General features: G+C 70.6%; 29 protein-coding genes and 2 pseudogenes. 11 read left to right on the plus strand and 20 right to left on the minus strand.

The genetic code is table 11. The features are described 5' to 3' along the window. The first annotated feature begins 13 nt into the window (after positions 1 to 13). The 4 genes from FHR32_RS29040 to FHR32_RS43145 are packed head-to-tail and all read left to right on the plus strand — an operon-like array spanning position 14 to position 2798. Positions 14 to 1348 carry a GTP cyclohydrolase IIa gene (locus tag FHR32_RS29040; protein WP_184757672.1) on the plus strand — a complete coding sequence of 445 codons (1335 nt, stop codon included), beginning with the start codon at positions 14 to 16 and terminating at the stop codon, positions 1346 to 1348. Between the two features lie 41 nt (positions 1349 to 1389). Beyond that, entirely contained in the window at positions 1390 to 1656 is a 267-nt protein-coding gene (locus FHR32_RS43135; RefSeq protein WP_221465275.1) for a hypothetical protein, read from the plus strand. Then, a complete protein-coding gene (locus tag FHR32_RS43140; protein ID WP_221466253.1) occupies positions 1598 to 2146 on the plus strand; it encodes a transposase in 549 nt (182 codons plus the stop codon). Before FHR32_RS43135 ends, FHR32_RS43140 begins: the two co-directional genes overlap by 59 nt. Further along, a complete protein-coding gene (locus FHR32_RS43145; RefSeq protein ID WP_221465273.1) occupies positions 2100 to 2798 on the plus strand; it encodes a hypothetical protein in 699 nt (232 codons plus the stop codon). The genes FHR32_RS43140 and FHR32_RS43145 overlap by 47 nt, the downstream gene beginning before the upstream one ends. Positions 2799 to 2886: 88 nt before the next feature. Here FHR32_RS43145 and FHR32_RS29050 read toward each other — a convergent pair whose 3' ends face one another. The 10 genes from FHR32_RS29050 to FHR32_RS29090 form a co-directional block, all read right to left on the minus strand. Then, positions 2887 to 3528, minus strand: coding sequence for an IS630 family transposase (locus FHR32_RS29050; RefSeq protein WP_221465620.1), 642 nt, complete (start codon positions 3526 to 3528; stop codon positions 2887 to 2889). Beyond that, entirely contained in the window at positions 3414 to 4022 is a 609-nt protein-coding gene (locus FHR32_RS29055) for a helix-turn-helix domain-containing protein (protein WP_184752715.1), read from the minus strand. Before FHR32_RS29055 ends, FHR32_RS29050 begins: the two co-directional genes overlap by 115 nt. Positions 4023 to 4186: 164 nt before the next feature. Beyond that, positions 4187 to 5593, minus strand: a complete 1407-nt coding sequence (locus FHR32_RS43150; protein WP_312882762.1) for an IS701 family transposase — start codon at positions 5591 to 5593, stop codon at positions 4187 to 4189. Beyond that, positions 5511 to 7094: a site-specific integrase gene (locus tag FHR32_RS29065; protein WP_184753528.1), complete on the minus strand. Its 1584-nt coding sequence runs from the start codon at positions 7092 to 7094 to the stop codon at positions 5511 to 5513. The genes FHR32_RS43150 and FHR32_RS29065 overlap by 83 nt, the downstream gene beginning before the upstream one ends. After that, positions 7091 to 7423 (minus strand): helix-turn-helix domain-containing protein, encoded by a 333-nt coding sequence (locus FHR32_RS29070; protein ID WP_184753529.1) that lies wholly within the window; start codon positions 7421 to 7423, stop codon positions 7091 to 7093. The genes FHR32_RS29065 and FHR32_RS29070 overlap by 4 nt, the downstream gene beginning before the upstream one ends. Next, positions 7420 to 7845, minus strand: a complete 426-nt coding sequence (locus tag FHR32_RS43155) for a tyrosine-type recombinase/integrase (protein ID WP_221465293.1) — start codon at positions 7843 to 7845, stop codon at positions 7420 to 7422. Before FHR32_RS43155 ends, FHR32_RS29070 begins: the two co-directional genes overlap by 4 nt. Next, positions 7842 to 8411, minus strand: coding sequence for a hypothetical protein (locus FHR32_RS43160; RefSeq protein ID WP_221465294.1), 570 nt, complete (start codon positions 8409 to 8411; stop codon positions 7842 to 7844). The genes FHR32_RS43155 and FHR32_RS43160 overlap by 4 nt, the downstream gene beginning before the upstream one ends. A 297-nt stretch (positions 8412 to 8708) precedes the next feature. Further along, positions 8709 to 9707 carry a recombinase family protein gene (locus FHR32_RS29080; protein ID WP_184757673.1) on the minus strand — a complete coding sequence of 333 codons (999 nt, stop codon included), beginning with the start codon at positions 9705 to 9707 and terminating at the stop codon, positions 8709 to 8711. Positions 9708 to 9912: 205 nt separating this feature from the next. Further along, positions 9913 to 10308 (minus strand): SRPBCC family protein, encoded by a 396-nt coding sequence (locus tag FHR32_RS29085; RefSeq protein WP_184757674.1) that lies wholly within the window; start codon positions 10306 to 10308, stop codon positions 9913 to 9915. A gap of 5 nt (positions 10309 to 10313) precedes the next feature. Continuing rightward, positions 10314 to 10916 (minus strand): CGNR zinc finger domain-containing protein, encoded by a 603-nt coding sequence (locus tag FHR32_RS29090; RefSeq protein ID WP_184757675.1) that lies wholly within the window; start codon positions 10914 to 10916, stop codon positions 10314 to 10316. Between the two features lie 21 nt (positions 10917 to 10937). Here FHR32_RS29090 and FHR32_RS29095 point away from each other — a divergent pair, with 21 nt between their 5' ends. Both FHR32_RS29095 and FHR32_RS43165 read left to right on the plus strand, forming a co-directional pair. Further along, positions 10938 to 11390 carry a VOC family protein gene (locus FHR32_RS29095; protein ID WP_184757676.1) on the plus strand — a complete coding sequence of 151 codons (453 nt, stop codon included), beginning with the start codon at positions 10938 to 10940 and terminating at the stop codon, positions 11388 to 11390. A gap of 219 nt (positions 11391 to 11609) precedes the next feature. Then, on the plus strand, positions 11610 to 12731 hold the full coding sequence (locus FHR32_RS43165) for a DUF4158 domain-containing protein (RefSeq protein ID WP_221466256.1): 1122 nt from the start codon (positions 11610 to 11612) through the stop codon (positions 12729 to 12731). 23 nt (positions 12732 to 12754) lie between these two features. On the opposite strand, the pseudogene cuyB reads toward FHR32_RS43165, so the two are convergent. Continuing rightward, a pseudogene (cuyB, locus tag FHR32_RS44850) lies at positions 12755 to 13423 on the minus strand (cysteate racemase); the annotation flags it as partial. After that, complete coding sequence (locus FHR32_RS29105; protein ID WP_184757677.1) at positions 13420 to 13593, minus strand: hypothetical protein; 174 nt, start codon at positions 13591 to 13593, stop codon at positions 13420 to 13422. The gene FHR32_RS29105 and the pseudogene cuyB, both read right to left, overlap by 4 nt. A 118-nt stretch (positions 13594 to 13711) precedes the next feature. On the opposite strand from FHR32_RS29105, the gene FHR32_RS29110 reads away from it, so the two are divergent. Then, complete coding sequence (locus FHR32_RS29110) at positions 13712 to 14755, plus strand: Lrp/AsnC family transcriptional regulator (protein WP_184757678.1); 1044 nt, start codon at positions 13712 to 13714, stop codon at positions 14753 to 14755. 3 nt (positions 14756 to 14758) lie between these two features. On the opposite strand, the gene FHR32_RS29115 is transcribed toward FHR32_RS29110, so the two are convergent. Beyond that, positions 14759 to 15940 (minus strand): amidase, encoded by a 1182-nt coding sequence (locus tag FHR32_RS29115; RefSeq protein WP_312882763.1) that lies wholly within the window; start codon positions 15938 to 15940, stop codon positions 14759 to 14761. Between the two features lie 141 nt (positions 15941 to 16081). Then, on the minus strand, positions 16082 to 16957 hold the full coding sequence (locus tag FHR32_RS29120; protein ID WP_184757680.1) for a LysR family transcriptional regulator: 876 nt from the start codon (positions 16955 to 16957) through the stop codon (positions 16082 to 16084). Between the two features lie 109 nt (positions 16958 to 17066). On the opposite strand from FHR32_RS29120, the gene FHR32_RS29125 reads away from it, so the two are divergent. Genes FHR32_RS29125 through FHR32_RS29140 form a run of 4 tightly spaced genes read left to right on the plus strand, consistent with a single transcriptional unit; the run spans position 17067 to position 21322 of the window. Beyond that, positions 17067 to 18635, plus strand: coding sequence for an amidohydrolase (locus FHR32_RS29125; protein WP_184757681.1), 1569 nt, complete (start codon positions 17067 to 17069; stop codon positions 18633 to 18635). 13 nt (positions 18636 to 18648) lie between these two features. Next, positions 18649 to 19602, plus strand: a complete 954-nt coding sequence (locus FHR32_RS29130; protein ID WP_184757682.1) for an ABC transporter substrate-binding protein — start codon at positions 18649 to 18651, stop codon at positions 19600 to 19602. Next, positions 19599 to 20513: an amino acid ABC transporter permease gene (locus FHR32_RS29135; RefSeq protein WP_184757683.1), complete on the plus strand. Its 915-nt coding sequence runs from the start codon at positions 19599 to 19601 to the stop codon at positions 20511 to 20513. The genes FHR32_RS29130 and FHR32_RS29135 overlap by 4 nt, the downstream gene beginning before the upstream one ends. Next, a complete protein-coding gene (locus FHR32_RS29140; RefSeq protein ID WP_184757684.1) occupies positions 20510 to 21322 on the plus strand; it encodes an amino acid ABC transporter ATP-binding protein in 813 nt (270 codons plus the stop codon). Before FHR32_RS29135 ends, FHR32_RS29140 begins: the two co-directional genes overlap by 4 nt. Positions 21323 to 21362: 40 nt before the next feature. Here the strand turns inward: FHR32_RS29140 and FHR32_RS47375 are convergent. From FHR32_RS47375 to FHR32_RS29170, 6 genes and pseudogenes are all read right to left on the minus strand, one after another. Then, positions 21363 to 21449: pseudogene (locus FHR32_RS47375) on the minus strand (PEP-CTERM sorting domain-containing protein); the annotation flags it as partial. 346 nt (positions 21450 to 21795) lie between these two features. Continuing rightward, positions 21796 to 22689 carry an IS982 family transposase gene (locus FHR32_RS29150; RefSeq protein WP_184757685.1) on the minus strand — a complete coding sequence of 298 codons (894 nt, stop codon included), beginning with the start codon at positions 22687 to 22689 and terminating at the stop codon, positions 21796 to 21798. 72 nt (positions 22690 to 22761) lie between these two features. Continuing rightward, the gene (locus FHR32_RS29155; protein ID WP_184757686.1) at positions 22762 to 23502 is read right to left on the minus strand and encodes an SIS domain-containing protein; all 741 of its coding nucleotides are present in this window, start codon (positions 23500 to 23502) and stop codon (positions 22762 to 22764) included. After that, entirely contained in the window at positions 23499 to 24815 is a 1317-nt protein-coding gene (locus FHR32_RS29160; protein ID WP_184757687.1) for a hypothetical protein, read from the minus strand. The genes FHR32_RS29155 and FHR32_RS29160 overlap by 4 nt, the downstream gene beginning before the upstream one ends. Then, a complete protein-coding gene (locus FHR32_RS29165) occupies positions 24812 to 25765 on the minus strand; it encodes a BadF/BadG/BcrA/BcrD ATPase family protein (RefSeq protein ID WP_184757688.1) in 954 nt (317 codons plus the stop codon). The genes FHR32_RS29160 and FHR32_RS29165 overlap by 4 nt, the downstream gene beginning before the upstream one ends. 67 nt (positions 25766 to 25832) lie before the next feature. Continuing rightward, positions 25833 to 26924: a helix-turn-helix domain-containing protein gene (locus FHR32_RS29170; RefSeq protein WP_184757689.1), complete on the minus strand. Its 1092-nt coding sequence runs from the start codon at positions 26922 to 26924 to the stop codon at positions 25833 to 25835. Positions 26925 to 26937: the final 13 nt, after the last annotated feature.

Consider the following 26937-nt stretch of genomic DNA (forward strand, 5'->3'; position numbering starts at 1 on the left):
AGGGATCACAGTCATGGAGCGGCTACGATCCGAGACGCGATCCAGGGTGACGATCGGCGTCGTGGGGCCGCACGACCTGGTCGAGCAGATCATGTCGATCGGGGCGGATCTGCCCGCGGCCGCCGACTGGCGCCTGGTCGGCGCGCCGCACGCGGAGGAGCACGAGACGTACGAGAAGTTCTGCAAGATCGCCGACAGCATCGACGTCGTCCTCTTCACCGGACCTCTCCAGCACGACCTGGCCCGGCAGTCGGGTGAGCTGCCGGTGCCCGCGACGTTCGTCCCGGTCAACGGCTCCGGCCTCTACTCCAGCCTGCTGCGGGGCGTGCTCAGCCACGGCATCGACCCGGCCAGGGTGAGCATCGACTCGATCTCCGCCGCGGATGTGCACGAGGCCTACGGCGAGATCGGCGTGAGCACCGACCACGTCCACCTGTCGGAGTACGACCAGCCGGAGTCGGCACGCGGCTTCATCGGCTTCCACGAGAAGCTCTACCGGCAGGGGGCCACGACCGCGGCGCTGACCACGATCAGGACCGTGGCCAGGAAGCTGGCCGCCGCCCAGGTGCCCGTGCTGCGGATGCTGCCGACTCCGCACACGTTGCGGCTCGCGCTCAACACCGCGGCGCTCCTCGGGACGGGCAGCCGATTGGAGGAGTCGCAGATCGCCATCGTCCTGGTGGAGCTGGCGGCCTCGGCCCGGCCCAGCTATTCGGGGCCGGGCAACTACTGGCAGCAGGAGTTGAAGCTCTCGCTGCAGCAGGCGCTGCTGGCCGACGCCAGGCTGATGGGCGCCACCGTGGTTCCGCGCGACGAGAACAGCTACGTGGTCACCGCCACCGTCGGCTCGCTCTCGCAGGCGACCGACGGCTTCCGGGTCGCGCCTTTCATGGACCGGATCCGCGCCGACGTGGGCGTCGCGGTCGAGGTCGGCATCGGCCTGGGCAACACAGCCCGGGACGCCGACTCCAACGCGACGCTCGCCGTGGAGAAGGCGCGCAACGCCGACGCCACCGCGGCCTTCCTCGTCGGCCTGGACGGTACGGTGCTGTCCCTGCCGATGCGCCAGCGCCGCAGGGTGGAGCCGGTGAGCGAGCCCGTGGCGGCCTCCAAGGCGGCGAAGGTCCTGGAGCGGCTGGTCGAAGGGCTCGGCGACGGGCCCGAAGCGATGGTGGTGGACGCCGAGATCGTGGCGGACGTGCTGTCCATCGCCCCGCGCAGCGCCCGACGGGTGCTGCAGAGCCTGGTGGAGGAGGGCCTGGCCTGGCCCATGCCCACCGTGCGCCCCGCCCAGGCGGGGCGGCCGCGGCAGCCGTACCGGCTGGTGATGGAGCGGTCGCTCCGCTAGTCGGTGGTTTGTTGACGTGGGGTTGATGTCGCGGTAAGCCGGTGGATAGGGGTAGTTGGTGCTGTTCGGGGGTGGTCGTGGTGGTGACCGCGCGGCGTCCGTGTCCACCGGCGCCGGGTCCGTTGGAGGAGTACGCGGCCCGGTTCGATGATCTGTGGTGCTCGCTCGCGCAGCGCCGGGGGTTCCGCGAATATCTGGCCGGGCTGTTGTTGCCGCGGGACCGGAACAAGACGCTGACGGCCCTGGCCGGTGCGGAGCCGGTGGTCGGGGCCCAGAACGCGGCGGTGCAGCGGCTGCAGTTCTTCTGAGTCGGAGTCGCCGTGGGATCACGAGAAAGTCAACGCCCGGCGCCTTGAGCTGCTGCGGGCCGATCCGGTGACCGCGCCGCATGCGGGCGGGGTGCCGGTGGTCGATGACACCGGGGACCGCAAGGACGGCACCGCCACCGCGCACACCGCCCACCAGTATCTGGGCTCGGTCGGGAAGATCGAGAACGGGATCGTGGCAGTGACCACACTCTGGGCCGACGAGCGGGTCTACTACCCGCTGCACGCGGTGCCCTACACCCCCGCCGCTCGGCTGCCTCGCGGCCGCAGCGATCCGGCATTTCGCACCAAGCCGCAGCTCGCGGCCGCTCTGGCAGGTCGGGCTCAGGCCGCCGCCGTGCCGTTTCGGGCGCTGGTGGCCGACTGCGCCTACGGCGACAATGCGGCCTTCACCGCTGAACTGTGGGCCGCTGGATTGGCCGTTCGTGCTCGCGCTCAAGCCGCACCAGGGCTCCTGGGCTCCGGTGGATGAGGCGCACACGCCGATCGACGCCGCCCGTGAGCTTGCCTGGGGAGGTCCCCAAGCGCCGGGCGCCTGGACCAAGGTCGTGCGGCGGTTTCGCGATGGCCGTAGCACCGTGTGGTGGGCCGCGGACGCGGTCTTGGGCGGCTACGGCCCGCACCAGGCGGTCCGGCTGATCGTCGCGACCGCCGACCCGGCGACGCTGCCGGCCAAGGCGACCTGGTATCTGGCCACCAACCTGCCCCGCCCTGGCAGCGTCCGTGCGGCCTGGAGCCCGCATCCGGCCGCCGGCCTGGCCGAGATCGTGCGCCTCTACGGCCTGCGGACGTGGATCGAACAGGGCTACAAGCAGGTCAAGGACGAACTCGGCTGGGCCGATTTCCAGGTCCGCTCCGATGCCGCGATCCGCCGCCACTGGGCCCTGGTGGCCTGCGCGTTCACCTTCTGCCGGCATGCCCGGCCCGCCGATCCGGTCCCGCCACCACACCTCCCGCCCGCCCCGGCCGACACCGACGGCGGAGAGAGGGGGGCCCACCGCCACAGTGCCACCCGTGCCACTGTGCTGGCCCCGCGCCGTCCGCTACGTCCGCGGTTGGCTGACCCCCTGCGCACTGCTGCAACGCTGGTGGCGCAACTGGTCGAGCAGGCCCCCGCCCGCTGAACTACAGGTCCTGGTCACAGCCGTCACCGCGGGGCGGTCCCTCGACCTCTACGCCCCGCCTTAACAAACCACCGTAGTGCTTCGTTCCTCAAAGGCTGTAGACGAACTGGCGGCGTAGGTGTCTGGGGGCCGGTGGTGGCCGTCCCCAGACCCAGGGTTTGGCCCGCTGGTTGAGCTGGGCGGTGGCGATGCGGGTGGCGTGGTCGATGTCCTTGCTATCAGCGAAGGACACTCCGGCCAGGGCATGGTGGCGGAAGATCCGCCACCACGCCTCCTGCAGATTGAGCCAGCAGGCGCCGACGGGGATGAACGCGTGCTGGATGCGGGGATGGTCGGCCGGCCATGTGCGGGTGGCGAGGCTGTTGTGACCGGACAGGTTGTCGGCGATCACCCAGATGTCACCGTGGCCGGGGTTGGCGTCCTCGAGTCGTTGCAGGAACCGCTGGTAGCAGTCGCTGTTGCGGGAGGCGGCGGTCATGGTGACCGCGGCGCCGTCGGCGACGCGCAGCGCACCGTACACCCAGGTCTTGTCGGGGCCGCGGAAGTATTCCAGCGGCGCTTTGATCCGGTGGCCGTCGGCGGACCAGGCGGGCGCGGGGCCGAAGGTACGCGGGGTCACCGGCCCCAGCTCGTCGGCGCAGACGACGACCGCGCCGTCCGGCGGGTCGGTGTACAGGCCGACGACCTGCGTTCTTTTGCGGCGAAGTCCGGGTCCTTGCTGGTGGTCCAGGACCGGGTGCGGCGCCATCTCACCCCCTCTTTCAGAAGGATCCGGCGCACCTGGGAACGGTGAATGTCGATGCCCTGCTCACGGGCGGCGGCGGTGAGGGCATCCAGGGTCCACACCGCCGGCCCATCCTCGTCGTCGGCCTCCAGCTCACCCCAGGGCTCCCAGCGCAGCCGCCCGGGCGGTATCGTCTTGACCAGCGCGATGAGCCGCGATCGTTCGGCTTGGGTGATCCGCGGTCTGCGACCGGGCCCGGGCCGGTCACCAAGCCCGTCGATGCCTTCGGCGTTGAAGCGGCGCAACCGGCGGCGCACGGTCTCCGGATGACAGCCCAGCATCGCGGCGATGGCCGGGCCGCGCATCTCCTCCCAGCTCAACACGACGATCTGGGCGCGCTGGATCCAGTCGGCCGGGGCGTGCCGGGCACCGGCGAGTTTACGGATCTGGCGTTCCTCCTCGCCGTCTCGCGGCGCTCGAGCGTGCAGCAGTTTCGGCATGATGACACCACCTCCCTGTCATCCACGATGCCCCTGATCAGGATGGCTGGCCACCGCTCAGCTCAACACCCTTTGAGGAACCCAGCACTACGGTGGTTTGTTAAGGCGGGGCGTAGAGGTTGAGGGGATGTCCTGCGGTGACGGCTGTGACCAGGGCCTGTAGTTCAGCGGGCGGGGGCCTGCTCGACCAGTTGCGCCACCAGCGTTGCAGCAGTGCATGTGGGGTCAGCCAGCCGCGGACATGGCGGATGTTCTGAGGCCAGCACAGTGGCCCGGGTCGCGCTCTGGCGGTAGACCCCCCTCTCTCCGCCGTCGGCCTCGGCTGGGGCAGACAGGGCCTGCGGTGATGGGGGCGGATCGATGGGCCGGGCGTGCCGGCAGAAGGTGAACGCGCACATCACCAGGGTCCAGTGGCGGCGGATCGCGACGTCGGAGCGGACCTGGAAGTCGGCCCAGCCGAGTTCGTCCTTGACCTGCTTGTAGCCCTGTTCGATCCAGGTGCGCAGGCCGTAGAGGCGCACGATCTCAGCCAGGTCGGCGGCCGGATGCGGGCTGGAAGCCGCCCGGGCGCTGCCAGGGCGGGGCAGGTTGGTGGCCAGATACCAGGTCGCCTTGGCCGGCAGGGTCGCCGGGTCGGCGGTCGCGACGATCAGCCGGACCGCCTGGTTGGGGCCATAGCCGGCCAGGACCGCGTCCGCGGCCCACCACACTGTGGTGCGGCCGTCGCGAAAGCGCCGCACGACCGCGGTCCAGGCGTCCGGCGCCTCGGGGCCCGTCCAGGCAAGCTCACGGGCGGCATCGACCGGCGTGTGCGCCGCATCGGCCGGGGCCCAGGAGCCCTTGTTCGGCTTGAGCGCGAGCACGAACGGCAGCCCGGCGGCCCACAGCTCAGCGGTGAAGGCCGCATTGTCGCCGTAGGCGCAGTCGGCGACCAGCGCCCGAAACGGCACCTTCGCGGCCCGGGCCCGGCCCGCCAGAGCGGTCGCGAGCTGCGGCTTGGTATAAAAGGCCGGATCGCTTCGGCCGCGCGGCAGCCGACCGGCGGGGGTATAGGGCACCACGTGCAGGGGGTGGTAGATCCGCTCGTCGGCCCACAGCGTGGTCACCGCCACGATCCCGTTCTCAATCTTCCCGACCGAGCCCAGGTACTGGTGGGCGACATGCGCGGTGGCGGTGCCGTCCTTGCGGTCGCCGGTGTCATCGACCACCAACACCCCGCCCGCATGCGGCGCGGTCACCGGGTCGGACCGCAGCACATCCAGGCGCCGGGTGTTGATCGTCTCCGGCTCCCACGGCGACTCGGTCAGGAAGAACTGCAGCCGCTGCACCGCCGCGTTCTGCGCTCCGACCACCGGCTCCGCCCCGGCCAGACAGGTCAGCGTCTTGTTCCGGTCCCGCGGCAGCAACAACCCGGCCAGATATGGGGTCCGAGACTGGCAAGAGTCGGTGATCGAGTAGTCGGTGTTCTGCTCGTCGAAGTGGCGATTGTTACTTACTGTGGTCGCCGGGGGCGTACTTGCTCCAGGGAGATCCGGCTTCGGCGGCGGTGCCGGTCGTGGTGGTGTGGTGATAGCCGAGCATGACCGCGATCACCGGGGCGGGGGCTTGCAGGACGAGTTGTCGGAGTGTCGCGCTGCGGGCCGCGAGCGTGGGGATCCCTGCCTCGCGAAGGGCGTCGCGGACGCCGCCGACGCTGGCTGGCTGTCCGGCCCGCTGACCAGGAAACAACCAGGCACTGCTGGGATTTGTGCTGTTGATCTGCCTGGGGAGCTGCTTGAGGTAGCCCCGCAGGAGCGCGGCGAAAGGATCGGGGACGGTGACAGGCGGATCGCCGAGCCGGAGGAGCATCTCGGTGTCATTCTCGGTGAGGTCGTCGGTGGTGAGGCGGATCAGACGGCTGACAGGCTGGGCATAGAGCAGCACGATCAGGCCCGCGACGCGGACGAAGAGCGGCGCGCGGTCACCGGTTAGCAGGACGCGGATCAGCTCCAGCCTGCGATGCTGGGTGATCGGGGCCGGGTTGGTCACCTTCCCCGTAGGCAGCGTGAGCTTGGAGGTTCTCCCGGTCTCGGCGCACCAGCGCAGGAAATCCAGAGAGGGCCGACGGGTGGCGGTGCTCTCGGCGAACCAGGCGTCCACGTCGGCCTGGCCGAGCTTGCCGAGGGACCGGCCGCGACCATCGAGCCAGGTCAGCAGTGCAGCGGCCTGGGAGACCTGCTGCTTGGCGTGGTCATTGGCGCTGGGGACGAGACGGCGTTTAGCGGCCCGGCGCCGCATGCGGTTCAAAACGTGCCAGGTCGCGAAGTGGCCGACCAGCCGGGCATGCACCGGCTCGGCGAGGTTGTCGAGATAGCGTGGCAGCCAGCGTTCGAACAGCGCCAGCTGTTTGTCCAGCGGCGGTAGTACCCCGTGGTGCACCAGCAGATCTCGCAGGTGGTCGACGGTGCGTACCGGCTCCAGGGAGTTGAGAGCTTCATGGGTAAGGCCAATGCGTCCGGTGGCCAGCCCTTCGAGGAGGTCACGGACCTGCCCGGTCAGCCATTCCAGAACCGTTCCCGGTTCTGTCGCAGCGCACAGACCATCGAACAAGGGCTTCAGGGGTGGACTGACCTGGCCGTTGCCGTCATCCAGCACCAGACAGAGAGCATCTGCCAGGGTGCAGCGTTGACAGAGGCCTGCGGGCAAAGGCCCCTCCTCTTCTCCGCAGCGGGTGCAGAAGCGCCGGGCCATGCCCGCGCACTCCCGGCAGATCCCCTGGTTCTTGCTGTACTTGCTGCGGGCGCTCTTGGCAGCGTCCACACTGCCTGCGAGTAAGCGTCGTACTTGTTCGTGGGACAGGTCGCACTGCTCAGCGATCCGGCGTAAGCCCCAGCCCTGGGCCGAGGCGTCGGTCATTGCCTGGACGCGCGCACTATCGAGTGACGCGTTCAGCTCGTGTCGAAGTTCGGTGAGCAGTCGCAGGCGGGCAGCCGGGGATCGTCCGATGATCTCGTCGATGAAGTGGTCGACGGCTCCGCGAAGGACGGCGACCTGTGGATCACCGGCCACGCCGGGCTGCGTGTCTGTGGTCATTCGGGTCGGACGCGGGCGCGCTTGGGCCGAATGATCGCGGCCAGGTCGACGTCACCGCCGGCAGCCGAGGTGGCGGTGCGCCGCCTGGTGGTGTTCTCGGCCTTGGTGACGATCAGTTCGGCCGGGGTGCACTCGAAGATGTCACAGAGCGCGGCCAGCACGGGCATCGACAACCGTTCAGGGGTCTGGGTGACCAGACGCCAGACCTGGACCGACGACAGACGGATCCCGCGGTCGACAAGCAACGGCGCCAGGTCGGTGGCGTTGAACATGCCGTGGGTGGCCATCATCTCCCGCAGCCGCCACTGGTAGCTGACCTGCCGTTTCATCGCATGCTCCTCGCGGGCCGCAGGGCGGCATCGATCGTGGTGTCCAGCACCCGGCGCAGTGTCCGCGTGCGGAAGTCGGACGAGACGCAGGTGTAAATAGAGGTCGTGCTAGCGTGCTCGTGGCCCACTTGATCTTGAACAAAACGGGCGTCGAATCCATCTTCTATGAGGTGGGTGACGTAGGAGCGGCGAAATGAGTGGAAGTCCAGCCCGGCGTCCAGGCCGAGCGCGTCGCGGTAGGTGGCGAGCCGGGTGTTCATCTGGGAGAACCCGATTCGAGGGCCGCGCTCAGAAGGCCACAAGGCCCCGGCATCGGCGGTGGTGAACAGCGGCCGCACCTCGGTCTCCCATTGTTCGACGGTTTCGGCGATCCAGTCCCAGACGGTCAGCACGCTGCGGCGTTTGGGCGGCGAACCCTTCATAGCCTTGCCAAAGCGGACGTAGCAGACGCCGTACTCGCCGAACTCCGGCCCCGCCCGCGGACCTGGGTCACCTGCTCATCGGCGTGATCGAAGAGCGCTTGCAGTTCGTCCAGGGTGAAGGCCCGCTTGGACGGGTCGCCCTCGTACTCCTGGGCGTGCACCGCGGAGTTCCACTCGTGGACGACCTGAACCGGGTGGGTACCGAACCGGGTCTCGCACTGCTCGGCCCAGCCGTAGGCTGGGTCGGTGACGTACTGACAAAACGAGCGGACCGACCCGGAGTAGTTGCGCAGCGTCGACTGCTTCACCTTCCGCACCGCCCGAAGGTCACCGCACCACTCATCCACCGCCTGCGCGGTCCACTCCCACGGGAACGCGTCCGCGTGCCCGGCGAAGCCTCTCACCGTCGCCTCTCGACCCTCAATCGTCGAGAACGCCAAGTTGCGGGCCAGTTGCTGATTCCGCCACCCGTCCAGCATCGCCTCGAAGACCTGCTCCTCGGGACGCAACAGCGGTAACCCGCCCACCAGCTGCAACCGGGCAGTCCCCGGAGCCTCACCACGCATGTCTCAGTCACCCTCCGCCACTTACATCAGACGAAGAGATCTTTCATTAGATGTAATCGCTTGCGCAAGTCCCCAGGTAGGAAGGGGTAGAGACCGGCCATGCTGGCGCCTCGATAGAGTGCAGTCTTCTCGTACTGGCCGGCCCACGTCTCACGTCAACCAGCAGGGACCGGACCACCACCCCTCGTAATGCACACTGATCTGTATTTCATTTGTTGAAATAGCGGTCGCTCGTGGGAACGGAACAGAAAACCGGCGTAGCTGTCAAAATTCTTGACGGTGTGGCCAGATGCTTGGTCATCGCATCGCCGGGTCGGAGGCCGCGGGTCGGGGCCCGGGCCGCGCGCTGCCCTTGAGGGCGGCGAAGTCGGCGTGCGCCTGGGCGACGGCCTCGGGGTATGCCTCCTTCTTCTCGTGCTCGGCGAGCACGCGGTAGATGCTGGCGACGCTGGGGGCTTGGCCCTTGCGTTTGCCGGTGGGGATGATCAGGTCGGGCTGGATCTGCTCAACCGACTCGCCGTTCGCGCGGCGACGGAGCACGGTGTGCAGCATGTCCTCGGTGATGACGGGCGGTCGGCCGCCGTGCTTGCCCTTGCGGGCCGCCGCGTCGAGTCCTTCGAGGGTCGATTCGCGGATGTTCTCCCGCTCGGTCTCCGCCATCGCGGCGAAGAACGCGAACAGCAGGCGGCCGGGCCCGCTGGGGTCGTACATCCCGGGCAGGGGATCGGCGAGCATCTCCAGGACCAGGCCGTGGGCGGTGAGGTGGTCGGCGAGCGCGGTGAGTTCGGCGGCGTCGCGGCCGAGTCGCTTCATCTCGTAGACGGTGAAGATGACCCGGCAGTGCGGGGCATGGGCCTTGATCTGGCGGGCCAGCGCGAGCGCGGCTTCGAACTGGGGCCGGACGCGCACGCGGGTGCTGATCTTCTCGGAGAACACTTTGTCGCGCGGGATGCCGTGCTTGGCGAGGGCGTCCAGCTGCGACTGGAGTTCCTGGGTGAGCGTCGAGCACCTCGCGTACCCGATGCGGATGTCGGCGGTCGGCGTGTCCGGTGCGAGGGCGAGCGGGACGGGGGTGCCGGGGCGCCACGGCTGGCCGGGCCCGCGGTCGGCGGGGGTCGGCACGCGCAGAAGCTTGGCGAGCCGGGGCACCTTGGTGAAGCGGCCGGTGTGGTAGGTGCCGGCGACCGCGCCGGAGCGCGAGCGGCACGGCGAGCCGGGGTCGGCCTTGCAGCGCGGGCAGGGGTGCCGCTCGACGTCGTCGGCGTCGCTCGGGGAAGCCTCGTGAGGGACCGTCATGCCCACGGATGCTGTCACAGACATTTCTCAGAAGTATCCCGAACCCATCTTTGAGTGAGAACGAGTTCTGCGAACCGATCCGGTACTTCGCGATCTCCGTGCGGCTCTTTTTGATCTTGCTCGGGCAAAGGACCGTTTGTGAGAGAGTTCGGCGTCTCGGGGGCGCTTGAGGCGCCGACCTCCGGTCAGGTGTCGCGCACTGCCGTCACTGCCGGTCGAGGACGGCAGCGGCCTGGTCCAGGATGCGCTGCCAGTGCGCCCGCTGCTGTTCGCGCTCTTCAGCGCTCGCCAGGTGCTCTTGGTGGAAGCGGAGCATCGTCCGAGCCCCGTCGGCGGTGGGGGCGAGGGCGACCTGGACCGTGGTGGTGCCGTGGGTGACGCGGATGCGGTCTGCCGGGCGGTATCCGCGCACCTCGCCCGTCACTCCTGCGGCCGTCCGGTAGGGGGCGCCGCGTTCCGGGGTGAGGACCGCGCCGGGGCCGAGCCAGAGGGCGAGCCCTTCGGAGCTGCTGATGAAGTCCCAGACGATGGGCGCGGGGTGGGGCAGCGTGCGGGACACGCCGATCTGCCAGCCGGCGTCTTTGGTGAGTCCAGTGGGCATCGGGGTCATCCTTCCTCGGAGTGGCGGGCGCGCAGCGCCCTTACCTTGTGGCGGTTGCCGCAGTGCTCCATGGAGCACCAGCGGCGGCGGCCGGGGCGTGAGGTGTCGACGTAGACGAGGTGGCAGTCCACGGCGGCGCAGGTGCGGATGCGGTGCACGAAGGGGCCGGTCAGCAACTCGACGGCGTCCCGTGCGACGGTGGCCACCAGGTGGGTGCCGCAGGAGGTTCCGGCCCACTGCCGCTTCCCGGTCGGCGCGATGGCGGGTGTCAGGTCTGGACAGGCGGCTGCCTCGTTGATGGTCTCCAGGTCACCGGGCGGGTGCGGCTCGCCGCGTATGTGGGCGATGACCACCCGAAACAGTGCGTCGCGCAGCCTTCGCGCGTCCGCCACCTCGGCTTCGGAGATCTCCAGCACGGGCGTCGGCGTCAGCCGCGACCGGTCCGCCCAGGCGGCCAGGTCGGCGGGCTCATGCAAGACCTCGTACCGGCGGTAGGGGCCGGGGCCGCCGGTGGTCAGCAGTTCCAGGCACAGCGCGCCGGGGTCGAACCGGTAGGCGACACCGGTATGGGAGTGCAGCGTCAGCCCCTTGGTTGCGGAGAAGTCCATGTAACCAATATAACTGGTTACATGGCATTGAGTTGGAAGTTGGTCATCGACAGCACGAACGCGTCCGTTCTCGCGGACTTCTGGGCTGCGGCCCTGGAGTACGAGGTGGAAGACCCCAGCGCTCTCATCGAGCAGCTACTGGCCGTCGGCCACATCGGCGAGGAGGCGGTCGTCGAACATGGCGGCCGCAAAACCTTCCGCGGCTACGCCGCGATCCGCCACCCCGAGGACCCGTTCGATCAGACCAGCGGCGTCGGCCGCGGCCGGCGGCTGCTCTTCCAGGACGTGCCCGAGGGCAAGGTGGGCAAGAACCGTCTGCACCTCGACGTCCACAGCGAGCCCGGCGGCCTCGGCAAGCTGGTGGCCCGACTGGAAGAGCTGGGGGCAACCCGCGTCCGCGAGGTCGACAAGGGACCTGCCGGGCACTGGTGGATCATGCAGGACCCGGAAGGCAACGAGTTCTGCGCGGCGTAGGTCGGGCCGCGACCGCCCTCGACATCACCGTGCTGCGAGCGCGGTGCGTCGGCTCCGCCGGGCGGCCGCCCGGAAGACCCCGCGCACCCCTCCCGTCCGGGCTACCCCATCTATCACATGGGGTAATGCTCTGGGCTGGAATAGGGGATCACCTCACACTCCGGCAGTTTGCCTGGCACCGTCTCGCGCGAATCACGCCGACAGATCAAGGAGCGGGCGGTGCCCACCAGCTTTCTGAGCGAGGAACAGCGCAGGCGCTTCGGCCACTTCACCGAGGACCCGGACGAGGGACAGCTCGCCGGGTCCTTCCTGCTGGACCAGACCGCACGCCGCAGGGCGATGGCCGCCCGCGGCGCGCGGAACCGGATCGGCTGGGCCGTCCAGCTCGGCACCATCCGCTACCTGGGCACCTTCCTGGAAAATCCTGAGAAGGTCCCCGCCGTGGTGTTCGGTTACGTCGCCGAGCAGCTCGGCCTGGAGCCCGATGACTTCGCCGGGTACGGCACCAGCGAGGCCCGCTGGGACCACCAGGAGCAGATCCGCGAGGGCTACGGGTACACGAAGTTCGAGTTCGACCAGTGGTTCGCGCTCGCTCGCTGGCTGTATCAGCGGGCCTGGATCGGCAACGAACGCCCCACCCTGCTGTTCGACCTCGTCACGAAGCGGCTGGTGGACAAGAAGGTGGTGCTGCCCGGGGTGACCGTGCTGGAACGGCTGGTCTCCGGCACCCGCGAGCGGGCCGAGAAACGGCTGTGGGCCACCCTCGCCGCGGCCCCGTCCGCCGAGCCCGCCGTGGACGTCCGCGCCTGGCGCTGGACCGCCGACCTGTTCCACGACGTCAAGATGCTCAACGAGTACGGCGCGCAGGGCTGGGAGGTCGACAGGGTCGACGCGAAGGGCCTGTTCGTCAGCGCCCGCGACCCCGAGCACCCCCAGCAGTGGGAGTACAGAAGAGAGCTGGTCACGCCCGGCCGCCGCCGGAGTGTGCTCGACCTGCTCGCTCCCGACGGCTGGGAGCCGTGCGGCACGTGGGTGTGCTTTGAGTACTTCAAGCGGCCCAGGGCCGCCAGCCTGGGGCCCGCCGCCGAGCTGACCGCCCCGCCGCGGACTCCGCGGCGCAACGTCTTCCTCAGCCCGAAGTTCTACGCCTTCGTCTCCGCCCTGCTGGTGCTGACGGCGGTGGCCCTGGTGCCGCTGTTGCGGGCCGCCGGAGCGGAGATCGACGGCTCCGACGACAGCCTCGACGCCATCTTGGGCCTGCTCACCGGAGCCGCCGTGGGCGCGCTGGCCATGATGGTCGTGTTGTGGCTGGCCGTTCGACGGCGCGGCAGGAGGCGCTGAGCGCCGAGCGCCATGTCGACGACCCGGCGGGCCAGCAGGCGGGCGGGGTCGAGAACCGGGACGGGGACGCGCGAGCCGTCCAGAGCCAGGACGAGTTCGGTGCACGCGGTGACGACCCGCTCCGCTCCGCGATCGGCGAGGGAACGGGAGAGTTCCTCCAGCGCCCGCCGGTGGGCCGGTTGGGCGCCGCCGCTCTTGACAGCGCCGATGGCCGCCGTGACCTGCCGCTGGCCGGGCTCGTCCGGCTCGATCACCGCCACGCCGCGCCGTCGCAGAGCCTCCGCGTACAGACCGGTGTGCAGGGTGCCCGAGGTGGCCAGCACGCCGGCCGCGCGGACGCCGTCGGCGGCGAGGGCGTCGACCGTGACCTCGATGATGCTCACCAGCTCCAGCCCGGCCTCGTCCGCCAGCCGCGGGACGAAGGCGTGGGCGGTGTTGCAGGGCACGGCGAGCACCTCGCACCCCGCCCGCTTCAGCCCCTCGATGCCGCGCCGCAGGTACGGGGTCGGGTCCTCGCCGCCGCCGAGCAGGCTCAGGGAACGGTCGGGGACGCGGGGGTCGCCCCAGATGACGACGGGTACGTGTCCCTGGTCGCAGGTGGCCGCCGTCTCCTCCACGAGCTTGCCGTAGAAGTCGACGGTGGCTGCCGGGCCCATGCCGCCCAGGACGCCGACCAGCCGGGTCTCGCTCACCGGGCACCGCCGGCGATGCCGTGGCCGGGCAGCGCCGTGCCGGCGCCGGGCGACACGGGACGCCCGCCTGTGGCCACGACGGCCAGGTCCGCGACCGCGTGCGGGCCGGACCCGGGATCGACGGCCCGTCCCCCGGCCGGCACCGGGGCGCAATCGTGGAGCTGGGTCATTGGGAAGCGTCCTCTCCCGTGCGGTGAGCTGGGCGAGCCAGGGGCGGCTACCCGCACAAGGATCGAGGTATAAGGTGAACCCGGTGTTCAGACGCAGCAATGTGACATCGAAGGAGTGATGGTGCAGGATTCCGGCATTGAGCCTCAGCGGCTGCTGTCGGAGACCGACCTCGAACTCATCGACGCCCTCCAGATCAACCCGCGAGCGAGCTGGGTGGACGTCGGGACGGCGACCCGCGCGGATCCGGTGACGGCGGCGCGGCGCTGGCAGCGGCTGAACAGCACGGGTGAGGCATGGACCACCGTCGCCCTGGGGCAGCGCCAGATGCACGCGATGAGCATGGCTTTCCTGGAGATCGACTGCGAGGCCGGGGCGGCGGTCGAGGTCGCCGGCACGCTCGCGGCGGCGGGCCACCTCATCACCGTGCAGCACGTCGCCGCCGGTCACGACCTGTTCGTGATCGCCGTCGCCGCGTCGATGCCGGCGCTGGCGGACTACCTGCTCGCGGATCTGCCGCGGGTGCCCGGCGTGGCGAAGGTGCGCACCCATGTCGCCACGCGCGTCTTCGAGGCCTCGTGCCGCTGGCGGTTGCGGGTGCTGCCGCCGCGATCCGCGGGCGTGCTGGCCAGGCGGCCCGGGCCGGCGGAGTCCACCAGACAGATGGACGAGATCGACCGGCTGCTGTTCAAGGCCCTGCTCGCCGACGGCCGCGCCACCTACTCCGAGCTCGCGGAAGCCGTCGGCAAGTCCGAGCGCACGGTGCAGCGCAGGCTGTCACGCCTGGTCGCGACCGGCGACATCGACTTCCGCTGCGACCTGGCGCGCTCGCACGCGGGCTGGCACTCCTCGGCGGTGCTGTGGCTGCGGATGCCGGACGGCCTGCTGGAGGAGACGGGCCGGGCGCTGCTCGACTGGCCGGAGACGCGGACGTGCGCGGCGCTGGCCGGGGCCCGCAACATGCTCCTCACCGTCGGCCTGCACGGGATCTCCGACCTGCATCCGCTGGTGATGCGCCTTGAGGAGCGGTTTCCGTACGTGAGCATCGCCGACCGGCAGATCGTCCTGAGGCAGTCGAAGCTCTACGGGCGGGTCCTCGACCCCTTCGGCCGCTGCACGGGCGTCGTCCCGGTGGACCCGTGGAGCCTGTCGCCGCGCATCTGACATTCAGCGCGGCGCGGGGATCGCGCCTCCGCCGGCCTCCCAGCACAGGCCGGCCCGCAGCACGTCGGCCTCGCCGCGTCCCACCACCTGCAGGTCTCCGATGGCCAGTGCGGGCAGGCCGAGGGCGGACACGACGGAGGTGATCCGGCCGACCTCGCCGCGGACAGCGGCCTCGTCGCAGCCGGCCCGCGGCGCGGGGCCACCGAGCGTCGGCGTGATCAGGACGTCGACGCCGGACATCTCCGCCGAGAACCCGGCCCGGACGGCCAGGAGTTCCTCCACGGCCCGGCGGTACTCCCGATGACCGATCCCGGCGGCGTCCTCCAGCTTCCGCCGCACGCCCGCGCTGTAGCTCGCGGCGTTCACCGGGTAGGTGGCCTCGTGGGTGCGCCGGGCCTGCGCGCCCACGATCGTCCAGTACGGGGCGAGGATCTCGTACGGCAGGGCGATCTCGCGGACCTCGGCGCCCAGGTCCGCGAACTCCCCGGCCTGCGCGCATCCGTCGGCGACGCCGACGACCAGCCCCGACAGCGAGCGCGGTGGCTCGACGGCCTCCCCGGAGAGCACCCGCCACACGCGCGCGCAGTCGGCGACCGAGGTGGCCATCGGCCCGGCCACGTCGAACATCGGGGCGAGGGGCGCGACCCCCTCGGAGGGAAGGACGCCGGCCCTTGGGCGCAGTCCGACCACGCCGCAGCAGGCCGCCGGGATCCTCACCGAGCCACCGGTGTCGGTGCCGAGGCCGACCCGGGCGATCCCGGCGGCGAGCGCCGCGGCCGTGCCGCCGCTCGACCCGCCGGGAGCCAGGTGCTCGTGGCGCGGGTTGCGCACATCGCCCCAGTGCGGGTTCTCGCTCGTGACGCCCCAGGCGAACTCGTGCTGGTTCGCCTTGCCGACCAGCAGCGCCCCGGCGCGCTCCAGCAGTTCGACGCACGGCGCGGTGGTCAGCGCCTCCTCGCTCCCGTACAGGACGGACCCCCGGGTCGTGCGGAGCCCGGCGACATCGATCATGTCCTTGACCACGAACGTCCAGGCCCACAGCTCGGGCGGGGTGGCGGGCACCGGCCGGTCGCGGCGTGCGAGCCGGTCGATGACCGGCTCGGCACCGGACTCGATGAGGATGTTGTGCCCGCTGTGGAGGCGTATGGCCTCGGCGGACCTGGCGATCGCCGCCTCGTGTTCCACGGTCAAGGACCTCCTAACGCCCGCCCCAGCCGTAGGGGAGCCGGCCGGTGACGACCAGCGCGCCGGGTCCGTCACCGGCCGCGCCCGTAATCCGGCACATGCTGGCAGATCCGCCGTGCCCAGTCGAGTGCGCAGGAGCGGTCAGACCGTCAGCGCGTCCAGTAAGGACTGCAGCCGGGCGGTCTCGCGGTCGGGGTGGACGAGGGTGAAGATGCTGCGGCTGATGTTCAGCCACGGCACGTCGACGACCACGACGTCCGGGCCGTGGCCGCGCAGCGCGAGGTCGGGGACGAGCGCCGCGCCCATCCCCGCCCCGATCATGGCTATGGTGATCTTGAAGTCGTCGGAGTGGCAGGCCACCCGGGGGTGCAGGCCCCAGTGGGCGAACAGGCCTTCGAAGAGGGAGGCGTCGCTGGTCGCCGGGTGGTGCATGATCCACGGCAGGTCGACGAGTTGCTCGGCCCGGTAGGGGGCCAGGTCGGGCCAGCTGCGCGGCAGGACGAGCTTGTAGCGGTCCTCGGCGATCCAGCGCCGGCCCAGCGCCGACGGCCATGACAGGCCGGAGTTCCCCACCTGGTAGATGATCGCCGCGTCCATCTCACCGCCGGCGCCCAGGCGCGGGATGAGCTGGGAGGACTCGGCGACGGAGACCCTGATGCCGGCGCGCTCCTCGGGCTCCATCCGCCGCAGGACTCCGGTCAGCACGTCGACGAAGCTGGGGAAGATGCCCAGGCGGATCTGCCGCTCGCTGTTCCTGTGTACGGCCTGGACGGTGGCGACCATGCGCTCGATGTCGATGAGCACGGTCTCCGCCTGCCTGGCCAGCACCTCGGCGGCGCTGGTGGGCAGCACGCTGTGGGCGGCGCGGGCGAACAGTTTCACGCCGATCTCCCGCTCCAGCGCGGCCATCTGCTGGGAGACGGCCGATGAGGTGTAACCGAGCCGGTTGGCGGCGGCGGCGAAGGACCCCAGCTGAACGACTTCACGGAGAGTGCGCAGGTGTTCCGGTTTCAGCATTAGAGTTCCTTGCTCTCAGGCTTGCTAAATGTCGTGTTTATAGCGCTTCCGTCTTCTTTCCGCCACTCCTACAGTGATGGCCACCGTCAATCGAGCCCTAGAGAGTCACATGAGCATCCGCGTGTACCGCAACGCCGCCATCCGCACAGGAGACAGCGGCAACCCGTTGGCCCGGGCCATGGCCGTGGACGGCGAGCGGCTGCTGGCCGTCGGCGGAGAGGCGGAGGTACGCGAGGCCGCGGGCCGGGGAGCGGAGCTGATCGACCTGGAGGGCGCCGCGGTGCTCCCCGGGCTCTACGACGCCCACATCCACACCGCGCAGTATGCCCAGAGCCTGGACGCGGTGGACCTGCGCGACGTGCGCTCCCTGGACGACGCGCTGACCAGGGTGGCCGCGCACGCTGCGCGGCTGCGACCGGGCGCCTGGCTGTTCGGCGGCCGGTGGAACAGCAACACCTGGGATCCGCCGGCGCAGCCGGACAGGTACGCGCTGGACTCGGTCTGCCCCGAACTGCCGGTCGCGCTGCCCAGCGTCGACGGCCACACGGTGTGGGCCAACTCCGCCGCCCTGCGGCTGGCCGGCATCGACGCCACCACCCCCGACCCGGTGGGCGGCGAGATCGTCAGGGACGCGAGCGGGGAGCCCACCGGCATCCTGCGCGAGTCGGCCTCCTACCCGCTGCGCAACCTCATGGTCTCCGCCGACCTGCGCGACCAGCTCCGCGCCGGGCAGGAGGAGCTGCTCGCACTCGGTCTGACCAGCGTGCACGACATCGACGGCGAGGACTGCCGGGCCGCCTACCTGGAGCTGCGCGAGGCCGGTGAGCTGAAGCTGCGCGTGCACAAGGCGATCCCGATGATCCACCTGGAGGCGGCCATCGCCGAGGGGCGCCGCACCGGGCAGGGCGACGACTGGTTCCGCACCGGGCCCGTGAAGATCTTCAGCGATGGGGCGCTGGGCTCGCACACCTGCCACATGGGCGAGTCCTTCGCCGGCGAGCAGGGCAACGTGGGCATCGCGGTCACGCCGTACGAGGACCTGGTCAAGCTGTTCGGCACGGCCGCCGGGGCCGGCATCGCGGTGGCCACGCACGCCATCGGGGACCAGGCCAACCACCTGGTCATCGACGCCTACGAGGCCCTCAGCCGTACGGCGGGGCTGCGGCACCGCATCGAGCACGCCCAGCACCTGCGGACCGGCGACCTGACCAGGATGGCCAGGCTGGGCATCGCCGCCTCGATGCAGCCCGTGCACTGCACCAGCGACATCGACCTGGTCGACTCCCTGCTGGCCGGGCACGAGCTGGCCTCCTACGCCTGGCGCGGGATGCTGAACGTCGGCGTCGCGCTGGCCTTCGGCTCCGACGCCCCGGTCGAGCACCCCAACCCCTTCGCCGCGCTGTACGCCGCGGTGACCCGTACCCGCACCGACGGCACGCCCGCCGGTGGCTGGCAGCCCGAGCAGCGACTGAGCATGGGCGAGGCCCTCACCGCCCACACCCTCGGCGCGGCCTACGCCGCGGGCGAGGAGGACCGCAAGGGTGTCCTCGCCCCCGGCAAGCTCGCCGACTTCATCGCGGTGGACACCGACCCCTTCGTGGAGTCGCCAGACGCGGTGCTGCGTACCAAGGTCATGACCACTGTCGTCGGCGGCGAAGTCCGCTGGCAGCACTCCTGAAGGAGCACCCCCGTTGAACACCCGGATTCTCACCACGCTCGCCGCCGGCGCACTGCTGGCCGCCACCACGGCCTGCGGCGCCCAGTCCCTGGACGGCGGAACGTCCGGCGCGGCGGCCACGGCGCCGGACGTCGTCCTCGACCCGGCTCCCACCGATGAGAAGGCGGCCGACGTCATCAACGCCATCACCCCCGACAAGGACCTCGCCGCCAAGGCGCCGGCGAGCGTGAAGTCCGGCGGCCTGAAGGTCGTCTCCTCCATGGGCTACCCGCCGATGGAGCTGTTCGCCAGCGACGGCAAGACCCCGATCGGTTTCGACCCCGCCCTGGCCAGGGCCATCGCCAGGAAGCTCGGCGTCAAGGTGACCATCACCGACGAGGAGTTCAACTCGCAGATCCCCGGCGTGCTCACCGGCCGCTACGACTTCGTCATCTCCTCGATGACCGACAACCCGGAGCGGCAGGGCCAGGTCACCTTCGTCGACTACGTGCAGGCGGGCTCGGGGATGCTGGTCAAGGCCGGCAACCCGGCCGGCGTCACCGGGCCGAAGGACCTGTGCGGCAAGACGGTCTCCGTCGTCGACAACGGCTCCTCGATGGAGCTGGCCGAGAGCTACGACGCCGACTGCAAGAAGGACGGCAAGACCGCGGTGAACATCCTGAAGTTCCCCGGCGACACGGAGGCCATGCTCCAGGTGAGCAACGGTCGCGCGCAGGCCATCGTCACCGACTACGTGGTGGCCGCCTACAAGTCCGCGGATCCCAAGCTCGCCATGGAGGCGATCGCCCTCGAAGGCACCGAGAGCCCGTGGGGCATCGGGATGAAGCCGGCCAACAAGGAGCTCATCGAGTCCGTCAGGGGCGCGCTGGACGCGCTCATCCAGAGCGGGGAGTACGGCAAGCTGCTCGCGGCGTGGAACCTCGACAAGCTGGCCGTCCAGTCCGCTGTGATCAACGGCGGTAAGTGACCGTGCGGACCGAACCGATCACCGACGCGTCGGGCAGGTCGATCCCCGTCGCGCGGACCTGGCACTGGGGCCGCTGGCTGGCCGCGGCGGTCGCGCTGGCGGTCGCGGCCCAGCTGGCCTACCTCATCGTGGCCAACCCGAACCTGGACTGGGGCAAGGTCGCCGAGTACGTGTTCCACGAGCGGATCCTGAGCGGGGTCTGGGTCACCATCGAGATCTCGGTCCTGGCCACGGCCCTCGGGCTGGTCCTGGGCGTGCTGGTCGCGATCATGCGGCTGGCGCACAACCCGGTGCTGAGCGGGCTGGCCACGTTCTACATCTGGTTCTTCCGTGGCACGCCGGTGCTCGTGCAGCTCATCTTCTGGTACAACTTGGCGTTCCTGTTCCCCGAGCTGGTGCTCAAGATCCCGTTCACCATGATCGGCGTCAAGTGGGACACCAACCAGGTGATGACCGGCTTCACCTCGGCCATGCTGGGGCTGGGGCTGAACCTGGCGGCCTACTTCGCCGAGACCGTGCGCGCCGGGATCCAGGCCGTCGACAACGGCCAGACCGAGGCGGCGTACGCGCTGGGCATGACCCCGGCCAAGCGGATGCGGGTCATCGTGCTGCCCCAGGCGCTGCGCATCATCATCCCGCCCACCGGCAACGAGTTCATCTCCATGCTGAAGACCACCTCGCTGGTCTACGTGGTCGCCGGGCACGACCTGATGACCAACGCCAGCCAGATCTACAAGGCGAACAACCGGATCATGGAGCTGCTGATCGTGGCGAGCCTTTGGTACATGCTCATGACCGCCGTGGCGACCTTCCTGCAGGGCAGACTGGAGCGCCGCTTCGGCTCCGAGGCCGTACGGCTGGTGCGCGGCGGCGGCCTGGCCGCCAGGATCCTGCCGAAGGCGGCCGCATGAACGCGCCGGACAAGCAGCCGGACAAGCAGGTCGTGCGAGCCTCGGGCGTCCGGATGAGCTACGGCGAGGTGCAGGTGCTCAACGGCGTGGACCTCACCGTCGCCGCCGGCGAGGTGAGCTGCGTCATCGGCCCGTCGGGCTCGGGCAAGTCCACGTTCCTGCGGTGCATCAACGGGCTGGAGCCGGTGCTCGGCGGCAGCCTGCGGGTGCTCGGCCAGGAGGTCGGCCACACCCTGCGCGGCGACAGGTACCACCCCTGGACGCCCAAGGAGTTCGCCGCCTTCCGCCGGAACATCGGCATGGTGTTCCAGCGCTTCAACCTGTTCGCCCACCACAGCGCGCTGGAGAACGTCGCCTGCGGTCCCGTCCACGTCCTGGGCACCCCCGCGGACCGGGCACGGGTGCTGGCCATGGAGCACCTGGAGCGGGTGGGCCTGGCCGACCACGCGCACAAGCGGCCCCACCAGCTCTCCGGCGGCCAGCAGCAGCGGGTGGCCATCGCCAGGGCACTGGCGATGAACCCGGCGCTGATGCTGTTCGACGAGCCCACCTCCGCCCTGGACCCGGAGCTGGTCGACGAGGTTCTGGAGGTCATGAAGGGCCTGGCCGCCGAGGGGATGACGATGGTCGTGGTGACCCACGAGATCGCCTTCGCCAGGGAGGTCGGCGACTGGCTGACCTTCTTCGCCGACGGCGTGGTCGTCGAGCGGGGCCGGCCCCGCGAACTCCTGGCCAACCCGGGTCACGAGCGGACCAGGGCCTTCCTGTCCAGCGTGCTCCACCCGAAGGAGCGCCAGGAGCACCAGTAGTGCTCTGCCAGGTGGCCGGGGCGGCCGTCGACGCCGTGCATCAGCAGTTCGCCCGCCGGCTGGAGCGGCGGGCGGCAGCACCGCCCAGCAGACCCAGACCCATCCCAGCCAGCGAAAGCGGTTCAGGAGCAGTCGGCGGCTGAGCTCCTTTTCCTCTCTCATCCGGTCAGTCCCAGCCGGGCGTCGGCCGGCGCGGATCGCGGAGCGGTGAGGTCGCAGGCCACGCCACGAGAAGACGCTCCGTCTTCAAGATCGTTCCTTAGAGCCTGCTGACGAAGGCTTAAGTGCTCGCGGGCATGGGTCCGTAGAGGGCTGGTCCGATCTTGTTGATGTAGCCTTGGTGGGACCATTGGGACAGTTGGACGCGGAAGCTGTTGATGTTCTCGATGCCGAGGATGGCGGCCAGCTCTGCCCCTTTCCAGGCCCTCCAGGGCTGGGCGGCCAGGAGTTCTAGACGAGTAAGTCCGATGTGATCAGTGGTCGTAGGCGATCAGCGAGCGGGTGACCGGGGCTCCGGTCTTGTTGTTGTGCCAGATCGCCGCGGCCATCGCGAGGATGCGCTGGGCGACGCGTACGGCGACGCCCTCGAAGGTCCGTCCGCCGTGTTGTTCCAGGTCGAGTTGCCCTTTGAGGGTGTCGTCGACCGACTCGATGAGCCGGCGGACCTTCTTGAGCATCGGTTCGCCGTAGCGGGCCTTCTCGCGTTTGCGTGAGGGACGCAGCAGTTCGATGCCCTGCTCGGCGAGGTCGGTTTCGAACGGCTTGGAGGCGAAACCCTTGTCGGAGATGAGCACGATGCCCTCGCGTGCGGCGACCAGGCCTGCGTCGACCTCCAGCATCGCGGCCAGCACCTCGCGCTCGCCGATCTTCGGGTTGGCAAGCGCCCACATGATGGGCATCCCCGCCGGCGTACAGACCAGGTACAACCGCAGGCCCCGGAAGAACCGCGAGTGCGAGGCGCAGTAGCCGTACCCGGCCCAGCCGGCCAGGTTCGAACGCTGCACGGTCGGACGTGACATCCCGCACGGCACCGGCGTGGAATCGGTGATCCAGTGGTTGTCGAACCAGAAGTCGCTGTCGGTGGCCAGTTCCCGGATTATCCGCTTGACCAGTGGCAACGCCGCGCGCAGGCGTTTGTTGTAGCCCGACTGCTGGGGCAGGTACGGGAACATGCCGGACAGGTGCGTGCGGGCGAAGCGCAGCCGGCGGGCCTCGGAGTGGTGGCCGAGCAGGGCCTGGGCCACCGCGAGGCAGATGAGTTCGGAGTCGCTGAGCAGCGGCGGTCTGCCCATCCACCGGGTTCCTCCGATCTCGTCGTCGATCTTCACATATAGTGCGGTCAGGAGGGTGTTCAGGTCTTGCGTCACAACATGATCTTGGACGCCCTCTCTTCATGCCCGCTCACCGGCCCCCAGACATCGGACTTACTCGTCTAGCGGTCACGCGTCGCCGAGCCGCACCCGCCGGCCGTACCCGGCCAGGAGCAGGTCGTTGTGGACGTCGCCGCCTGGGGTATTGGCCGACCTGAATACGGGCGGCGATACGCTCGCAGCGACGTACCGGCCGGCCACCTCGGCGACCAGGAGCTGGGCGATCAGGACGCCGGTGAGGTTGGAGACCGGGCAGACGGCGTCCCCGCCGGGTAGCTCCACGGTCGCGTCACCGTACGGCGCGCCATTGTCGATGACCACGTGGGCCAGGTCGGCAAGCCTCTCTCGCCCGGTGATCCGGCTCGTGTGCGCGCGGGAGGTGATGGCGATCACGGCATGCCCGCGGCCGGCGGCGAGGCGGGCCATCTCGACGACCGAGGCATTGCCGCCCGAGTTCGAGATGATCACGAAGACGTCCTCTGGCCGGATGTCGGCCAGCTCCCAGATCCGCTCCGCCAGCCCGGGCTCGCGCTCGATCTTCGGGTCGAGGATGGCCACGGGGGCGACGTCGCCGTAGTAGACGACGTCGCGGATGCCGAGCTGATTGGCGGGGACCAGCCCGCCGGCCCGGCCCACCAGCTCCAGGGCGACCGACCTGGAGTGTCCGGTGCCGAACGCCTGGAGCACCCCGCCTGCTCGTAGCGAGCGGAAGACCGTCTCCCCGGCATGCGCGATCGCCTCGTGCTCCCTGGTGAGCAGCCGGTCGACCGCCGCCCGCGCGACCTCCGCATACGCCGTCTGGCCGATCATGGGTCCTCCGGGGTGTCGAGGTCGTGCAGCAGGTCTGCGACGGTCGTGGCGAGGTACTCGGCGCTGCCGGACGCGACCCGGCCGGCCAGCACCTCGTACTCCTGGCCGGCGTAGGCGTCGGCTGTCGGTAGGTAGCCTGGATAGCCGTTGACGTATCCCAGCACGAACGTCGGGTCCGGCCGCGTCCGGCGGACGGCCTCGCCCGTGGCGACGAAGGGCTCACCCGGCAGAGCGGCCAGCGCGAGCCTGCCAAGGCGCACGGCGCTCACCTCGGTGGTGATGGGCGCGGGCTTCGGCGGCTTTTCGGCCGGTGGGTGGGCGGTGCCCGTCTCGGCGGTGCCGGGTACGAGCTCCGGGGTCGCTTCGGTGAGGAGGCGGGCGCCATCCAGGCGGCTCAGGGCCATGCGCGTGGCGATCGCGTCGCCGGTGGCGAGGGACTGCTCGTGGGCGGCGCGCAGCATGGCGAGGAGGGCTTGTGGGTCGGCGACCGAGGAGCCGCGGGCCAGGGAGCACCGCCTTGACGCCCAGCCGATCGCGGAGCCGGGGGTCCAGGCCTCGGCGGCGGGGGCGGTGTCGACGAGTTCGGCGCACCGATCGGCGACGAGGCCGCCGAGCCGGTCGAGTTCGGCGGCGTCCTGGCCATGGCGGGTGTGGCGGGTGCTGATGTCGCCGGCCGTACCGGTCGCGACCAGGACCCAGACGTCCGGCCCCAGCCGTGCCCGCACGGCCCCGCGCACCGCGCCGGCGAGGTCGGCGCTCACCAGGAGATTGCCGGGGGGCAGCACCGTGGGGTGAACGGGGAGCACGACCAGGACGCCCGCCAGGCGGCCCGCTGGATCCCGGACGGCCAGAACGTCCAGCGGCACCAGGGGCTCGGCCGACGGCGTGCTGCGGGCGGCGCCCACGTCGTGTAGCCCGCCCTGGTGAGCCGAGCCCCCCGCGAGCTGTTCGGCGACGACCGCGCGCGCGAGGGCGGTGCGGGTGGCTTCGACGATCCGGTCGCGCCAGGGCTGCGGCGTCGGCCCGCCGCCGGGCACGCATCCGGTCTCCGGGCCCGCGTGGGTGTGCGTCGCGGCCAGCCACAGCTCGCAGGTCGCTGAGACCGTCTGCCTGGCCTGCCGGCAGAGGTCGTCGTTGACACAGATCACATCCGCGACCGCCAGCGCGAAGCGCCGCCGCCCGTCGAACCAGGTGATCACGCCCACCTGCAGCGGGTCGAGCTCGCCGGCCGAGTCACCGGGCCGGTCGAGGTAGCCGCCCATCGGCGTGCCGGGAGGGACGGGCAGGCGGGCCGCCCCATGCCCGACTCTCATCGCTCCACCGTCCGGATGAGCGTCCGGTAGTGGCCGAGCTCGGTGGTGGCGGCAAGGAAGGCGGCGCCCGCGAGGCCGTCGCCCGCCGGGGCCGCCGGCAGTGCCCGGGGCAGGCGGGCCATCAGCTCGGCTTGGAAGGCCGCTCGCAGGGCCGGTGCGCGGAGCAGGCGGCCGGTCCAGGAGACGGGCACCGGCTCATCGTCGGGAAGGCAGCGGGCGGCGGCGGCGACGCTTATCGCGAGCTCGCGGCCGGCCTCCTCGACGATCGCCCGCGCGGTCGCGTCCTCGGCGGCCAGGTCGAGCACGTGGACGGCGAAGCCCGCGACCTGGGCGACGGCATCGGCGGATAGGTAGAGCCGCCGGGGCGTGGTTCCCAGATCGCCGAACACCTGCCGGGCGCGGTCGGTGAGCGGGCCCGGGGTTGCGCGGCCGTCGAATCCCCGGTAGGCGGCGTCGAGGCCGCGCCGGCCGATCCAGAAGCCGCTGCCCGCGTCGCCGTACAGGTATCCCCAGCCGTCCACCTGCCGGGTGCGGCCGTCCGGGGCCACCCCCAGGGCGATCGCACCGGTGCCTGCGGCGAGGACGACGCCGGGGCGCCCGGTGAAGGCGCCGGCGTGCGCGGTGACGACGTCGCTGGTGAGCAGGACGCGCCGGGTGCCGATCCCGGCGAACAGGCGCCCGGCCAGCTCCCGGTCGGCGGCGGGCCCGCCCAGCAGCGTGGTGAGCCCGAGGCAGATCGCGCCGACCCGGACGTCCGACGCCGCCGGCGGGACCGAGGCGTCCGCCGGAGCCAGGGTCCGCCAGGCCGCCAGCACCTTCCGCGCGACGCCGTCGACCGTGGATCCGCTCGCGTAGGCCAGGCCCGGCTCCTCGCGGGTCAGGAGCACCCGCCCGCCGGACGCGAGCCCGAGCCGCAGCCCGCTCTGTCCACCGTCGACCGCCAGTTCCATGTGCAACAGCCTAATTTCGGTGGGGGCCTTAATCAATATATTGCGCGATAATGTAAGCGTCTCTGATTTATGGTCGCGCCCGATATGTCTGGCGTCGATATTCGGTTGGTGAGCAGCCGACGTGTCGCCGGAACACGCTCCGCAGGGCCTTCGCGCTCAAGTAGCCCGACTCGGCGGCGACCACGTCGACCGGCAGGGCGGAGGTGCTGAGCAGGGTCCGCGCGTGGCGCAGGCGCAGTCCGGTGAGGTGGCGCAGGAACGTGGTCCTGCGCTCCTCCGCGAACAGGTGTGAGATGTAGAAGGGGCTGGCGGAGATCGCCTCGGCGACCGTGGAGAGCCTGAGCCGGGGATCGGTGTAGTGCGCGGTCAGGTAGCTCTCGGCCATCGTGAGGATGTCCTTCGCGCTGTCGCTCCGCACCAGCCGCCTGATGGTCTCCTCCAGCCAGATGTGCAGATAGGAGCGCTCGTGGATCTCGGTTACGGTGATCAGCTTCTCGATCGGCAGGCGGGCGCAGGCGTCCAGCCAGTCCGTGGAGCCGCCGGTGAGCCGGGAGCCGTTGACCACGTCGACGACGAACAGCAGCTCGCCCATGAGCCAGTTGTGCAGGGTCTTCGGGTCCAGGTCGCGTTCCTGCAGGCACCGGTCCACCCAGCTGGAGAGCAGCCCGGCCGCGCCGCCGGCGTCGCCGGCCTGGATCCGGCGGGCCAGCTCTGGCTCGATCCGCACCGGAGGCGGCGAGCCCGGCCGGTCCGGTGTGGGCGAGGTGATCACTCGGTCCCCGCCGAGCAGGAGCTTGTAGGAGTTCGTCCATCGGGCGTCCTGTTCGGCCGCCGCGACCCCGCCCGGCCCGTTGCGCGGAGTGCCCAGGCTGACGGTCGCGGTGAGCTCGGTCTCACGCACGATGCGGGTGCGCAGCTCCTCTGCCAGTCCGCCCGCGTCGGTCATGAGCGCGTGGGGGTCGTCGCCGGTCAGAAGCACGAGCCACTCGTCAGGAGGCATCGAACGGCAGCTCGCCGCCGGCCGGCCGTACGTCACCGCCTGAACCGCCCGCTCGGCCCGGTCGAGCTGGCGGCGGGCCCACGGCTGCCCGCGCGACCGCCGCGAGGCGACGAAGTCATCGATGTCGACCAGCGCGGCGACCACGAAGGGCGCGTTCATGCGCCGAATAATA

Origin of the sequence: Streptosporangium album, from assembly GCF_014203795.1 — a bacterium.
GTDB lineage: Bacteria > Actinomycetota > Actinomycetes > Streptosporangiales > Streptosporangiaceae > Streptosporangium > Streptosporangium album.